The sequence below is a fragment of the Hyphomicrobium sp. GJ21 genome (assembly GCF_001006785.1).
Lineage (GTDB): Bacteria > Pseudomonadota > Alphaproteobacteria > Rhizobiales > Hyphomicrobiaceae > Hyphomicrobium_B.
This window is the reverse complement of the sequence record NZ_CDHO01000001.1, coordinates 392,280-406,886: the sequence shown is the minus strand read 5'-3', so window position 1 is coordinate 406,886 and position 14,607 is coordinate 392,280. Positions and strand designations below refer to the sequence as shown.

The window sequence follows — 14,607 nt, the reverse complement described above, 5'->3', positions numbered from 1 at the left end:
TAGCCGTCTGGGATGCGGCCATTAGTTTGGTCATTATGATGCGACAATCCGCCCGCCACAACATGCTCGAAGGTAGGACCGCAACGCAACCGTCAGGCACGCCAGACGGCCGACCGCTTGATTTCCGCATCTTCGAGTTCGCGCGTTACGGGCACCTGGTATTCAATAAGTTTTTCGAAGCGTCCGCGCGGGAAATAGCTCCGTTGCGGGTCGCCGATGAGGACCGTGCATCCCGCCAATTTTGCGGAATCTATGAAGCCCAGCACCCGATCGGCAAGCTCGCGTTCATAGAAGAGATCGCCGACGATGACGACGCCTTCCTTAGGTCCAGGCCGCGCCAGAAGATCGGCCTCCGTGACGTCGAAATGAACGTTATTAGCCTTACCGTTGAGGCCGCACGCAGCAAGCGCCAGGGCGTCGATGTCGGCGGCGAGAACGTGCTGGGCTCCGGTTTTGGCGGCCGCTATCGCGGAGATGCCGGAACCTGATCCAAGGTCGAGCACGGGAAGGCCCCGGCAGATATCCGGGGTGTCGAGCAGATAGCGCGCCACGGCCTGCCCGCCGGCCCAGGCGAAAGCCCAATAAGGCGGCGGCACGTTCATTTCGCCGAGCTGTTCTTCCGTCTTTTGCCAGATCGGCAGCGACTCCGCGGCCAGATGCAGCAGGATTTCCGGCACCAGAGGCGGCGCCAGCAATTCGGTGTTCGCTTTGATGAAATTCGCGAGCGATTGTGGGTCAGCGCGATCGAGACGTTCGCTGCTCACACCTTGAGCTTCCGTTGCTCGACCCCGCCCATGCGGCAGACTTCTTTCCACTCATCGGCGGAAACGGGCTGCACCGAGAGGCGCGAATTGTTGACCAGCACCATGCCGCCGAGCTTCGGATTGGCTTTTATCGCTTCGAGCGTCACCGGGTTCGGCACCGGTGCGACGGCGGCAACGTCGACACACTCCCATTTTCCGGTTTCGTCTTTCGCCTCCGGATGCGCCAGCGCGATGATGCGGCAAATACCGACGACGTTCTTCCCCTCATTCGAATGATAGAAAAAACCGAGATCGCCGACCTTCATCGCGCGCATGTTGTTGCGCGCCTGATAGTTGCGCACGCCATCCCAGGATTCGCCCTTCGCACCGCGCGATACGAGCTCGTCCCACGAAAACGCGTCGGGCTCCGATTTCAATAGCCAGTAAGCGGGCATGCTAGGGGGCCTTTGCAAAGCATCGACGCGTTGCGTAGCGTGAAACGGGAGGCCGCTCAACCCGTGCCCAAAAATCAAAGACCCCACGCTCGACGAGCATGGGGTCCTTGGACGCGACACGACAGGAGACGCTTCTTCAGCGTGGGGCCTGGACCTCAGGGGTCGCGGCCGCCGTTGAGGCCACATTGTCGAAACTGTCTTGAGATTCGGTAAAGGCGTCGCCACCCGTTACAGCGCCGCTGCGACGTCCTCAGTCCTCGGCCTTGAGTGGACGCTGCATCAGTCCGGCGATGGCCTCGTCGACGCCAAGCCGCCCCTCGATGATTTCATGCACGGCCTCCGCGATCGGCATCTCGACAGCCTTGCTGCGCGCCAGGCCGACGAGCGCTGCCGCCGTGTATACGCCTTCCGTGACGGCCGAACGCCCCCCGAGGATTTCCGAAAGCGTGCGCCCCTCGCCCAAACCTCGTCCGAGCGACATATTGCGTGACTGCGCGCTGCCGCACGTCAGAATGAGATCGCCAAGGCCCGACAAGCCAAGCAGCGTTTCGGGCCGCGCGCCCATCACGTCTCCGAAGCGGCGCAGTTCGGCGAAACCGCGGGTGACGATCGCCGCATGCGCGCTGGTCCCCAGTCCGCGCCCTTCGACGATCCCGGCTGCAATCGCCAACACGTTCTTGACGGAGCCGCCGAGTTCGGCACCGAGCACATCGCTCGACCAGTAGAGCCGCATCTGCCGGGACGACAGCGACGCTGTCAGCGCACGTCCGACCGCTTCGTTGCGGCAGGCAAGCGTCAACGCGGACGGCAATCCTCGCGCGACGTCGGCGGCGAAGCTCGGGCCGGACAGCACGGCGCGCGTCGCCTGCGGCACGACCTCTTCGAGCACGTCGCCCATGAACTTGCCAGTCGCCTGTTCGATCCCCTTCGAACAGATGACGATCGGCACGCCATTCGGCAGGTGCCGCGCCAGATCGGAGAGCACGGCACGCAAATGCTGCGCCGGAGCAACGGCGAGGATCGCATCCGCCGCCGCAACCTTCGCGAGATCGCCCGTCGCGCGGATGGATACGTTGAGATCCACGCCCGGCAGAAACACGCGATTGACGTGACGGGCATTGATATCTTCGACGATTTCAGGCTCGCGCGCCCAGAGCGTCACGTTCGCATCGTTGTACGAAAGCGTCTGTGCGAGCGCTGTTCCCCACGCGCCTCCGCCGATGATGCTGATCGATCGCAATTGCAAAAACGCGTCCCCCACTCCGATGCCGCCAAAGCTTAGCACGCTACGATGACGCGTGCGTCAGACTTATGCTTTGACTCCCGCACCTGTTGCTTTGACGGCGTCGGGATCGAGCGGCCAGCGCGGCCGAACCGGCGCCTGCAATCCGTCGGCAAGACCGAGCGCCAGGCGTTCCGCCCCGGCCCAGGCGATCATCGCACCATTGTCGGTACATAGTCCCAATGGCGGCGCATGAAACGTGAAGCCGAAATCCTCCGACACGCCGACAAGCGCCGCACGCAGAACCTTGTTCGCCGCCACGCCGCCGGCAACGACAAACGGTTTTCGCCGATCTTCGGGAAGCGACGACAGAGCAACCCGCATCGCACGCCGCACGCGATCCGCAACGCTTTCGCAAACCGCCGCCTGGAACGACGCACAAAGATCGGCGACATCCGTTGCCGACAGCGGCGCGATCTTCGCCGCCGCATGCCGGACCGCCGTTTTCAATCCAGCGAATGAAAAATGAGGGTCCTCGCGCCCGGCCATCGGACGCGGCAGATCGAACCGCTTGGGATTGCCGCTGAGCGCCGCCTTTTCGACGGACGGACCGCCCGGCATCGGCAGTCCCAAAAGCTTAGCCGTCTTGTCGTAGGCTTCACCCAGCGCATCGTCGATCGTCGTCGCAAGCCTGCGATAGCGGCCGACATCCTCGACCAGCAGCAGTTGCGTATGCCCGCCTGAGACGAGAAGCATCAGGTAGGGTGGCCGAACGCCGTCGGTCAAACCGACGGTCAGCGCGTGCGCCTCGAGATGGTTGATCGCGAGAAACGGTTTCCCCGTCGCAAGCGCCAGCGCCTTGCCCGTCGTCGCCCCGACGATGAGGCCACCGATAAGTCCCGGCCCCGATGCGGCGGCAATGCCGGAAAGATCGGAGAACCCGATTTTAGCTTCCGCCAAGGCGACCTGCACCAGCCGGTCCAGGCAATCGGTATGGGCGCGCGCCGCAATTTCCGGAACCACGCCGCCGTAGATCGCGTGCTTGTCGAATTGCGATAAGACGACGTTGGAAAGAATGCGCCCCTGCCCGTCCGCACGCCGCTCGACGACGGCCACGGCCGTTTCGTCGCAGCTCGTCTCGATGCCGAGTACGAGTGAAGAACCTTGAGCGGAATCGGCGTGCGGCATCATCTCGTTAAGTTCTTGTTGGGCGAGGTTGGAATTCGCGTTCCTTTGGAGCATTAATGGCGCCCGAATTGGCCTGCGGGCCGAGTGCCCCGCCTAGCATCCGGAGAAACCTCTTTGCAAGCTGCCCGCATTCGTATCGGGACCCGTGGCTCGCCGTTGGCGCTGGCCCAGGCCCATGAAGTCCGCGATCGGCTCGCCAAGGCTCACGGACTGTCCGAGGACGCCATATCCATCACGATCATCAAGACGACCGGCGATCGCGTGACCGACCGCCCGCTCTCCGATATCGGCGGAAAAGGTCTGTTCACCAAGGAAATTGAAGACGCGCTCTTCGCCCGCGAGATCGACATCGCCGTGCATTCCATGAAGGACATGCAGACGGAATTGCCGGACGGGCTCGCCCTTGGCGCGGTCCTGCCGCGAGAAGACCCGCGCGATGCCTTCATCTCTTTGAAGCACGCCAACATCTCCGCCCTGCCCATCGGAGCGATCGTCGGAACTTCGTCACTACGGCGCAAATCGCAAGTGTTGAGCATCCGCCCCGATCTCAGCGTCATCGATTTTCGCGGCAACGTCGAAACGCGCTTGCGCAAGCTCAAGGACGGCGTTGCCGAGGCGACGTTCCTCGCCGTCGCCGGATTAAACCGCCTTGGACTTTCCGACCGGATCACCGCGATCGTTCCGTCCGCCGATATGCTGCCCGCCGCCGCACAGGGAGCGATCGGACTTGAAATTCGCACCGGCGACAAGGAGGCCGAAGCCTTCGTCGCACCGTTGAATGACGTGAACTCGCAACGCGCAGTAACGGCGGAGCGCGCATTTCTCGCGCGCCTTGAAGGCTCGTGCCGGACGCCGATCGCGGCTCATGCGACGATCGACGGCGAACGGCTGTCGTTTCGCGGGCAGGTTCTTTCCCTCGACGGTCAGCAGAAATATGACGTCTCGCGCTCGGGCGCCGCGAACACAAGCCGCGATATCGGCCTCGCTGCAGCCGACGAAGTCCTGAGCAAAGCCGACCCGGCTCTCCTTGTTCGCTCGAGCGCCTGATGCACGTTCTTGTCACGCGTCCCAAAGACGACGGCGAGACGCTGAAAGCGGAGCTTGAGCGGCTCGGCTGCAAGGTGACGCTTGAGCCGCTGATCCGCATCGTTTCGAACGACATTCCCGCGACAGCCATCGACGAAACGTCGACGCTCATCATAACGAGCCGCAACGCCTTAAGAGCGCTGGCGAAGTCACCGGCTCTTACGCGCGCGCTGCCCCGGCCGTTGCTTGCCGTCGGTCCCGGCACGGCCGCTCTCGCGCGCGAAATGGGGTTCACCGAGATCTTCGAAGGACCTGGAACCGGCGCCGAGCTCGTTCCAGAAATTACCCGGCGATCGGAAGCCGGCGGCGGACCGTTCGTTTACCTTTCGGCCGATCGCATGGCCTTCGATGTCCCGTCTGCTCTTGCCGAACGCGGCATAGCGATCCGGCGCGTCGTCGCCTATCGATCTGTTGCAGCGGAAACGTTGTCGCCACAGGTTGCCGATGCGCTTCGCGACGGCGCGATCAATGTCGTCGTTTTGATGTCGCCCAGAACGGCGGAAACCTGGGCGAAAATTGCTCCCGTCGCCGCAAAACCGAACGATCTTTCAGACATAAGCTACGTCTGCATTTCTGAAGCCGTCGCCACTGTCGTGAAATCGAAGCTCGGTCCGCAAGCCACCATAGTTGCCAGCCGTCCTAACCACGAAGAAATACTTATCGTGCTGAAACGTCTCGCAGCGCGTCTGGAAGCAGAGTAAGAAAGCGCAAGCAGGAGCGATTTCCGGGTCCGGCAGAAAGTTCAGCAAGCTCGACAAATCTCTTCAGGGATTTGGAAGTCCTGGAATTCGTTACGAGTTTCGTACGGAGTCGTGAGTACTGATGGCAGACGACAAATCGAGTAAGGGCTCGAGCGCGCCTCCCGGCGCCCCCGCCAAACGCCCCCATGCAACGCTCGACCTGAAAGCGACCGAGATCAAGATCACGCCGGTTGCGAAAGGCCCTGAGCCCGCGGCGTCGAAGAGCGCATCACGCGCCGCGCCAGATAAGCAAGTTCCCTTCCCCGCTGCAGCGTCGGCATACGCGACGTCGGAAAACGCACGCCCCCAATCGAACTCTGAGGCCAGGATGCAAGCCGAACCCCAAAAGTCCGAGCAAGCGAAGCCGGCACCTTCGACAACCGATAAATCGGCCAACGCGAAAGTCGTCGTCGAACGGCGCGGCGGCTTCTTCAGCCATCTCGTCGCCGGCGTCGTTGGCGGCGTGCTCTCGTTCCTGGCCCTGCAATGGGTTGTCCCGGAACTCGGCCTCGAAACGACGTCGTCGCGCTTTGCCAACGACACAGCATCTTTGACCGAACGTCTCGGCGCGCTCGAACGAAAAGTCTCGAAGAATGCTCCGGCGTCCGATCTCGCCGTCGTCACCAACCGCGTCGCCGATCTCGAGAAAACCGCGCAAACGATTCCGGCGCTCACTGACAGCCAGAAACAGCTCGTCGCCGAAACCAAAGCCGCGCTCGCCTCTGCCGCCTCCGACAGCGGCTCGACCCAGGTTATCGAGCGCGTCGGTAAAATCGAAGACAAGCTCAAGGCACTGGCCGATGCCGGCGTCAACGATCCAAACCCGACGCGCATCGAGCAGCTCGCCGGTCTGACCGCGAAAATCGTCGATCTCGAAACCAGTCTGCCGACGCAACTCGCCGCCTTGCGCGCCAACGTGACGAAGGACGTTGACAGCCGGGTGCAGGCTGCGACCGCCGCAGGCGAAACCGCTCAAGCTGGCACGCAGCGGCTCGACAAGGACGTCGCGAACCTCAAGACGGATGCCGCGCGCATCGAGGCCAACGTCGATGCCAACAAGAACGCGACCGCCCGCGTCGCCGCCGATCTCAGAACCGTTCAGGATCAGGCAACCCAGGTCGCAACAGCCCTTGAGACGCTGAAAGCGAACGTCGCCAAACCCGCCGACGTCGCCGCCGCCGTTGCACCGGTCGCCGAGCGCACCGCATCGCTCGAAAGCAGCATCCAGCAGGTCGTGCAAAGCGAAAGCGCTCGCAAAAAGACCGCCGAACAGGTCGTTCTCGCGCTTCAACTGCAGAACCTGAAACGCGTAATCGAGAGCGGCCAGAAATATGCTGCGCCGCTGAACGAGATCGAAAGCGCCGCCGGAGACTCGCTCGACCTCGGCGCGTTGAAAGACTTGCAGAACACCGGCGCACCGACGCTCGCCGAGCTCAAGACTGAATTCCGTCCCGCAGCCAATGCTGCGATGGATGCCGAATCCGGCACTCAGAATTCCGGCGTTGTCGACCGCCTGTGGGCTGAAGCCAAATCCGTGGTTCGCGTCCGCCGTATCGATCTGAAGCCGGACGACAAGAGCACGGAAGCCGTGCTTGGCCGCATGCAGGTGGCTCTGAACGACGGCCGTATCGGCGACGTTCTCGAGCTGTCGAAAGACCTGCCGCAACCGGCGCAGGACGCAGCCCGTCCCTTCCTCGATCGGTTGAACGCGCGTGTCGGCGTTGACAGCACGCTCGCCCAGCTCGAAGCACAGCTCAAATCGTCGATTGCTCCGGGCTCCGCGCCCGCAGCCAAGTCAGCGCCTTAGTCCAGCGAAGGGTTTGCGTCATGGTGCGCCTCGTCGTCTATCTCGTCACAATCGCATTGATTGCGTCAGGCTTGGCCTGGCTCGCCGATCGCCCTGGAACGCTGCAGATCGCCTGGCAGGGATACGACATCGAAACGTCGGTGTTCCGCGCCGTCGTGCTTCTCGCGGCGGCCGTCGCCTCGATCGTCTTTCTCTGGTCGGTGTTTCGTGCGCTCTGGAACAGCCCGGCTGCCATCGGCGGCCGGCTGGTACAGCGGCGTCAGCGCAAAGGTCTCGATGCCGTTTCGAGCGGCCTGATCGCGATCGGCGCCGGCGACAGCACCCTCGCATCGCGCTACGCATTGCAGGCCCGCAAATCGCTGCCACATGAACCGCTCACGCATCTTCTACGCGCACAATCGGCGGAACTCTCCGGCGATCGCGCCACCGCGCGGCGCATCTACGAAGCGATGCTGGCGTCGCCGGAAACCGAGCTGCTGGGTTTGCGCGGCCTCTTCCTCGAAGCCCAACACCAGGGTGCCGATGAAGCCGCCCGTCAGTTCGCCGACCGTGCGCTGAAAGCCAATCCGAAGCTCGGCTGGTCGGCGACGGCGCTCTTCGAACAGCAGTGCAAGCAGAAGGATTGGACCGGCGCTCTCGAAACGCTTCAGCACGCGCGCAAAAACGGACACATCGCCAAAGCCGATGCCGACCGCAAGCGCGCCGTCCTTCTCACCGCCAAGGCGCAGAACGTCGAAGAGGATTCTCCCGACCGGGCGCTGACGCTGGCGATGGAAGCGCACGCCCTGGCACCCGATCTCGTGCCCGCGGCCGCGATTGCCGGACGCATCCTGGCGTCGCGCGGAAATACCGCCAAAGCCGCGAAAGTCCTGCAGAAGACCTGGACAAAATCTCCGCATCCAGATCTCGCGTCCGCCTATGCTTACGCCCGCGTTGGCGACAGCACGCGCGACCGCTTCGATCGCGAACGCCAGCTTGCAGCGCTCAATCCGCATTCCATCGAAAGCCCGATCGCCGTGGCGACCGCCGCGATCGAAGCACGCATGTACGACGAAGCCCGCCGCGTGCTCGAGCCGTTGCTTCCTGAGCGTCTGACGCAGCGCGTCGCAACGTTGATGGCCCGCATCGAAGCTGGCGATAACGGCGATAAGGGCCGCGTCCGTGAATGGCTGGCGCGTGCGATGAACGCTGCGCGCGATCCGGCATGGATCGCCGACGGCGTCATCTCGGATCACTGGGAGCCAACATCGCCGGTCGACGGCAGACTTGATGCGTTCCAGTGGCGCGTTCCCGTCGAGACGCGCGACGCGACGCGAAATGAAATCCTGGCGCGCCGCATCGAAGAACTGATCGCCATCGAAGCCCCGACCGTGGCCCCCGAAGCCCCGAGCCGCGAGGCCGCCACTGAAGCGGGTGCTGACGTCATCGACGCCGAGCCCGTGACGGCAACCGCCAAACCAGCCCCTCTCCCCGAAAAGAAACCGGCGGCGCCAACCGCAACCGCCCCCGAGAAGCCGGCCGAGCAGGCCGCGCCGGCTGTTGCGCCGAAACCTGCCGCCACGCCCGAGCTAACCGCTACGGCCGATGTGCCCGCGACGGCTGCGGCACGCGAAGTCCGTCCCGCTCAGCCCGTGCACAAGGACACCTCGAAGCTCTATGTCGCGCCGCGCGCACCCGACGATCCGGGAACGGAACCGCCCGCACCCGAGCCCGAACAGCCGATTGCCCGGCGCAGTTTCAGGGCGGTCAGCTAAGGCCCGTTGCGATAAGTCGCACATGCAGGCTTCCGGACCCGATTGGTTCGAAAACTCGTTCGAAACGGACGCACGCTGGAGGCTTGCAATTCTGAACCGGTGAGGGTATCCCTCGCGCCTTCCCGCTTGGTCCAATCCAGCGGGCGGTTTGCCGCTTTAGCTCAGCCGGTAGAGCACGTCATTCGTAATGACGGGGTCGCGTGTTCGAGTCACGCAAGCGGCACCACCACATCCTCTTCGAAATCAGCATACGAGATGAGTCTGGAGCCAGCGTCATATCGGCGTCGGCGTCTTGCGCGCATGGCGAGCCGTGACGTGGTCGCATCGATCGCGCGCGATAACAAGAAGCCCTGCCGTTTGATCGGCAGGGCTCACAGGCTCGCACCACCCTCACGCTTGCCGGTTTCGATCCCGCTCGTCCGACCTGACAAGCAGCGGCGCGCTCCCGATATCGCGAGGCGTAACCAATGCGATCGTCATGAACAAGTCACAATGGATGTAACTGAACGCAACAAAGATGAAGTGAAGCAAGGCACACTGATTGTTCTCAGAATTTTCGCACGCTTCCGACCGTTGGAAAATTTGTTTCGCGACGCTTTGAAAACAGAGCGCCGTTATTGCGAAGTCGCAGGTGGCGCAGGTGGCTGAGTGGTTGCGCCGGGCGAACCTTGCGAGTCATGGGACTCGCGTGCGCCACTCTTCGGCTGCTCAGTGTCAGCAGGTAAATTGATCTCCGGCGGCGGCTGCTTGTGCGCGGGAATATCCGGTGACGTCGGAGAGACTTGCGAATTCTTTTCGCTTCCGGGTCCAACCTTTCCCGGCTCGACGTGGTCGGCATCCTTCGTGGGAATAGTCTGATCGGGAGTTTGCCGATGTTGCTGCGCGGGTTCGTTGCCGGACGGCTCGGCAAACGCAATGGACATCGGTGCTATGATCAGCCAAGCACCGGCGCCAGCTAGCAGAACGCCACGCATTCGATGCACGCTCCTCTTCAGTTGCGAAGAGAGAACGCGGGCATAGCTTCCGGCGTTCCGAGCAAAGAAAAGATGTCAGCCTTTGTTGTTTGGATGCACCGCATTCGTCGATGACGACGGTGCCGTCGCAGGCGTCGGCTGCTCTTTGACATTGACCTTGTCGCCGTCGACGATGTCGTCAGGCGCGCTTTCGATCACACGATCCTCCGGCGCCAGACCGGATGCGATCTCGACTTTGCTGCCAAGATCACGCCCGATCGTGATCGGCTTCATGACGACCCGATCCTCGGAATTGAGGATCGCGACGCGCAAGCCATCCTTGTCGAAAATGACGGCGCTCGCCGGAACGACCAGAACATCCTTCTGATCGCCGACCTTCAACCGCACGTTCGCATATGCGCCCGGCATCAGCTCCCCGGCGGCGTTGTCGACGACGAGCTGCATCCGCGTCGTGCCCGAAGCGACATCGACGGCACCGGCGGACGCTTCGACCTTGGCTTCGTACGATTTGCCGGGACGCTCAGGCACTGTCAGAACCGCCGTCGTTCCGTTCGTGACCATCGGCACATATGACTGAGGCACGTTCACATAAAGCCGGAGCTTGTGAATGTCAGCGACGACAAACATCTCCGAGCCGGTAGCGCTTCCCGTATTGATGAGATTGCCGACGTCGGTGTTGCGCACCGTCACGATGCCCTCGAACGGCGCCACGATGCGCTTGTATTCCGACAGCGCCTTCAGACGATCGACGTTAGCCTGCGCCGACGTCACGAGCGCCGTCTTCGCTTCGAAATCTGCGGCCTTCTCGTCTGCGCCCTGCCGCGTCACGTAATCCTTCGGCAGCAGCGCCTGATAGCGTTCGTTCGTGACCTTCGCCAAAGCTGCAGTCGCTTTGGCGTTGTTGAGTTCGGACTGCGCTTGAAACAGCTGTTGATCGAGGTCGGGCGCGTCGATCTCGGCAAGCAGGTCGCCGGCCTTTACGTGTGTGCCGATGTCCGCCTTCCGGTTTGCCACGTAGCCGCTCACGCGTGCGAAAATCGCAGCCTGCGAATAGGCGTCAAGCCGTCCAGGAAGTTCGATAACTCCGACACTCTTCTGCACGCTGGGCGTCGACACGGCGACCGTCGGCACCGATCGCTCGGCCGATTTGACCCGGAGGCCGGCCAGCGTCTGCTCTCTGCATTGAATGCCGGTAAAGCCGATGAACGACGTCGCGCCGATGAACACCAGCGCAGCCATCGGCATCTTCCAGCGCGAGCGCGCCCCTGTTTCCTTGGGCAACTCAGGCGGCATTGAATTCTCCCGGAATAAAATCGGTCGGCGCGGCCGTTGCCTTGCGCCGGTGCATCAAACTGAAAACAACGGGAACAATAAACAGTGTCGCAGCGGTCGCAAAAATGAGGCCGCCGATGACGGCCCGGCCGAGCGGCGCGTTCTGCTCGCCGCCTTCGCCGAGACCAAGGGCCATCGGCGCCATGCCAATGATCATCGCCAGCGCCGTCATCAGAACCGGCCGGATACGCACATAGCCGGACTCGAGCGCCGCCATGATCGGATCACCATGCTCAGCAAGCCGCTCGCGTGCGAAGCTGACGACCAGAACGGCGTTCGCCGTCGCGACGCCCATGCACATGATCGCACCGGTCAACGCCGGAACCGACAGCGTCGTACCCGTCGTGAACAGCATCCAGATGATGCCCGCGAGAGCAGCCGGAAGAGCCATGATGATGACCAGCGGATCCGTCCACGATTGGAAGTTGACGACGATCAGCAGGTATATAAGCACGATTGCGCCGAGAAGTCCGAACAGCATCCCCGAGTATGCGCTGTTCATCGTTCGGACCTGCCCCAGCAGAACCGCCGTCGCTCCCTTCGGCAGATCGCCTTTGGCTTCGTCGACGATCTTTTGAATATCGGCCGCGACGGCGCCGAGATCGCGTCCCTCGGTGGTCGTCAGAATTTGCACCATCGATTGGATGTCATATTGCGAAACGACCGCATTAGACGTCTTGCGGCCGAGATTGATGACGCTGCCGAGAACCTGTGGCGCCGTCGCATCCGCGGCTGTGATCGGCAAATTCTGGAGCGATGCCAGACTGTCCAGCGAATACTGCGGCGTCTGCATGACGATCGGATACGACACGCCGTTTTTCGGGTTCAGCCAGAAGACGGGCGAAACTTGCCCCGAACCGGAAAGGCTCGTTCCAAGACTGCTCGTGACGTCGCGCGCCGTGACACCAACGTATTTTGCACGCGACCGGTCGACATCTATTTTGAACCCCGGATTATCGCGCGATTGCTGGATACGCGCATCGGCGACGCCGGGAACCATCCGGATCTTTCGGAGAAGTTTATTCGCGTAGTTGAAGTTTTCGGTGAGGTTTGCACCACGGATTTGCAGATCGATCGGCGTCGGAGCACCGAAGTTCAGGATTTGGCTGACGATATCCGCGGGCAGGAACGAAAAGGTCGTTCCCGGAAAGCGCTGCGGAAGTTCATCGCGCAAAAGTCTGACATACTCCGCCGTCGGCCGATGCCCCTCCTTGAGAGCGATCTGGATATCTCCGTCCTGCGGGCCGATCATGCCGGTGTTGTTGTAGGAGACGTTGATGCCGCTGATCGGCATGCCGATGTTGTCGACAATCGCATCGATTTCTTCCGGCGGAATGATTGCGCGAATGACGTCCTGGATTTCGGCGAACTTGCGTGAACTCTCCTCGACGCGCGTTCCGACTTCGAGCCGCGCATGCATCAGGATCTGCCCTGAATCGACGGCCGGGAAGAAATTCCGCCCCAGATACGGGACCAGATAGAACGACAATCCGATGAAGCCGAACGAGAACAAAAGAAACAGCGCGCGCCGCGACAGCGCACGATCCAGAAGCCCGCGATAGCTCAAACGCAGAGCTTCAAAGCCATGCTCGAACTTTCGCTGGAAACGCATGAACGGGTTGCGGGTCGGCGTGTCGTGCGCATTCGGATCATGCGGCTTCAACAGAAACTTCGCCATTGTCGGCACGAGCGTTCGCGACAAGATGAATGACGCGACCATCGCGAATACGACGGCCTCCGCCATCGGCACGAACAGAAACCTCGCAACGCCTTCCAGAAAAAACATCGGCACGAAAACGATGCAGATGCAGAGCATCGATACAAACGCAGGCGTCGCAATCTGATCGGCGCCGTCAAGGATCGCCGTTTCGACGTCCTTGCCCTGCTCCAGATGATAATTGATGTTCTCGATCGTCACCGTGGCTTCGTCGACGAGAATACCGACGGCAAGCGCCAACCCGCCCAGCGTCATGATGTTGAGCGTCTCACCCAGCGCCGAAAGCGTCGCAATCGATGCCAGCACCGCAAGCGGGATCGACGTCGCAATGATGATCGTAGACCTGACGCTTCCAAGGAATAACAGGATCATCAAGCTCGTCAGGGCCGCCGCAAGAACGCCTTCATGGATGACGTTATTCACCGCACCGCGCACGAACAACGACTGATCGCCGAGGTACGAAATCGTCAAAGCATCCGGCAGACCCGGCTTGATTTCCTGGACCTTGTCCTTGATGCCTTGAATGATTTCAGGCGTCGAGATTGCGCCGCTCTTCAGCACCGAAAGAAGCACCGAGCGCGCACCGTTGACATGCACGACGTTCTGCTGTGGCGGACTACCGTCGCGCACGCGGCCCACGTCTTTGACGTAGACCATGCCGCCGTTGACCGCCTTGATCGGCAGATCTCCCAGCGCCGCGAGATCCGACGGAGCGCTGTTTAATTCCATCGTGTACTCGGTCGCGCCGATCTTTTGCGTGCCGACCGGATTGATCAGATTTTGCGCGTCGAAGGCGCTCGCCACGTCCTGCGCCGAAAGGCCTTTCGCGTGCAGCGCGGCCGTGTCGAGATCGATTTGGATCTGTCTCTGCTTGCCGCCGTACGGATAGGGAATGGCAGCGCCGGGAACGGTGACCAGCCGGATGCGGACCTGGTTCATTCCGAGGTCAGCCAGGTTTTGCTCGTTCAAACCTTCGCCGGCGAGCGCCAACTGCAGAATGGGTACGGTCGATGCACTGTAATTAAGAATTAGTGGCGCCGTCGATCCCGGCGGAAGCTGCTTCAACATCGTTTGCGCGATGGCGGTCACCTGCGCATTCGCAACACTGATGTTGACCTTCGGATGGAAGAAAATTTTGACGACGCCGATGCCGCTGTAGGAATTGGCTTCGATATGTTCGATGTCGTTGACGGTCGTCGTCAGCGCGCGTTGGAACGGCGTCACCATCCGGCCCGCCATGTCATCCGGCGGCAGGCCCTTGTATTGCCAAACCGTGGCAATGACGGGAATACGAATTTCCGGGAAAATATCGATCGGTGTCCTGATCGCGGCTAGCCCACCAGCGATCAAAATCAGAAGCGCGAGAACGATGAACGTGTACGGCAACCGGAGCGCGATGCGTACAAGTGCAGCCATGAGTAAAAATTTCTCCGCCCGCTCGAAGGTCGTTCAACCACGGAGCCCTCGCCGCTTAACGGCAGGCAAGCCTCGATCCGTCTCAGTCCAGCCGCAATTTGCCAGCGACAAAATCGCCGGCGGGGAGCGCGCTCCTACGGGAGCCGCTCGCATCGCCATGCTGCATAACCAAT

11 protein-coding genes and 1 tRNA gene are annotated in these 14,607 nt (G+C 61.9%); 5 read left to right on the top strand and 7 right to left on the bottom strand.

Translation table 11 applies throughout. The features are described 5' to 3' along the window. Window positions 1–92 precede the first annotated feature (92 nt). From HYPGJ_RS01995 to tsaD, 4 genes are all read right to left on the bottom strand, one after another. A complete protein-coding gene (locus HYPGJ_RS01995; RefSeq protein ID WP_046845624.1) occupies window positions 93–764 on the bottom strand; it encodes a 50S ribosomal protein L11 methyltransferase in 672 nt (223 codons plus the stop codon). Continuing rightward, entirely contained in the window at window positions 761–1,198 is a 438-nt protein-coding gene (locus tag HYPGJ_RS01990) for an EVE domain-containing protein (RefSeq protein WP_046845623.1), read from the bottom strand. The genes HYPGJ_RS01995 and HYPGJ_RS01990 overlap by 4 nt, the downstream gene beginning before the upstream one ends. A gap of 250 nt (window positions 1,199–1,448) precedes the next feature. Next, window positions 1,449–2,459 carry an NAD(P)H-dependent glycerol-3-phosphate dehydrogenase gene (locus HYPGJ_RS01985; protein WP_046845622.1) on the bottom strand — a complete coding sequence of 337 codons (1,011 nt, stop codon included), beginning with the start codon at window positions 2,457–2,459 and terminating at the stop codon, window positions 1,449–1,451. 48 nt (window positions 2,460–2,507) lie between these two features. Next, the gene (gene tsaD, locus HYPGJ_RS01980) at window positions 2,508–3,611 is read right to left on the bottom strand and encodes a tRNA (adenosine(37)-N6)-threonylcarbamoyltransferase complex transferase subunit TsaD (RefSeq protein ID WP_046845621.1); all 1,104 of its coding nucleotides are present in this window, start codon (window positions 3,609–3,611) and stop codon (window positions 2,508–2,510) included. A gap of 111 nt (window positions 3,612–3,722) precedes the next feature. Here tsaD and hemC point away from each other — a divergent pair, with 111 nt between their 5' ends. The 5 genes from hemC (at window position 3,723) to HYPGJ_RS01955 (ending at window position 9,221) form a co-directional block, all read left to right on the top strand. Beyond that, a complete protein-coding gene (gene hemC, locus HYPGJ_RS01975; RefSeq protein ID WP_046845620.1) occupies window positions 3,723–4,655 on the top strand; it encodes a hydroxymethylbilane synthase in 933 nt (310 codons plus the stop codon). Continuing rightward, window positions 4,655–5,395 (top strand): uroporphyrinogen-III synthase, encoded by a 741-nt coding sequence (locus HYPGJ_RS01970; protein ID WP_046845619.1) that lies wholly within the window; start codon window positions 4,655–4,657, stop codon window positions 5,393–5,395. Before hemC ends, HYPGJ_RS01970 begins: the two co-directional genes overlap by 1 nt. Window positions 5,396–5,516: 121 nt before the next feature. Beyond that, a complete protein-coding gene (locus tag HYPGJ_RS01965) occupies window positions 5,517–7,241 on the top strand; it encodes a hypothetical protein (RefSeq protein WP_046845618.1) in 1,725 nt (574 codons plus the stop codon). Between the two features lie 20 nt (window positions 7,242–7,261). Further along, window positions 7,262–8,995: a heme biosynthesis HemY N-terminal domain-containing protein gene (locus tag HYPGJ_RS01960; protein WP_046845617.1), complete on the top strand. Its 1,734-nt coding sequence runs from the start codon at window positions 7,262–7,264 to the stop codon at window positions 8,993–8,995. Window positions 8,996–9,145: 150 nt separating this feature from the next. Beyond that, window positions 9,146–9,221 (top strand) — tRNA-Thr (locus HYPGJ_RS01955). A gap of 388 nt (window positions 9,222–9,609) precedes the next feature. Here HYPGJ_RS01955 and HYPGJ_RS01950 read toward each other — a convergent pair. The 3 genes from HYPGJ_RS01950 to HYPGJ_RS01940 all read right to left on the bottom strand — a co-directional run bounded on the left by HYPGJ_RS01950 (window position 9,610) and on the right by HYPGJ_RS01940 (window position 14,434). After that, window positions 9,610–9,969, bottom strand: coding sequence for a hypothetical protein (locus HYPGJ_RS01950; protein ID WP_046845616.1), 360 nt, complete (start codon window positions 9,967–9,969; stop codon window positions 9,610–9,612). 75 nt (window positions 9,970–10,044) lie between these two features. Continuing rightward, a complete protein-coding gene (locus HYPGJ_RS01945) occupies window positions 10,045–11,262 on the bottom strand; it encodes an efflux RND transporter periplasmic adaptor subunit (protein WP_046845615.1) in 1,218 nt (405 codons plus the stop codon). After that, window positions 11,252–14,434: an efflux RND transporter permease subunit gene (locus HYPGJ_RS01940; RefSeq protein WP_046845614.1), complete on the bottom strand. Its 3,183-nt coding sequence runs from the start codon at window positions 14,432–14,434 to the stop codon at window positions 11,252–11,254. Before HYPGJ_RS01940 ends, HYPGJ_RS01945 begins: the two co-directional genes overlap by 11 nt. Between the last annotated feature and the right edge of the window lie 173 nt (window positions 14,435–14,607).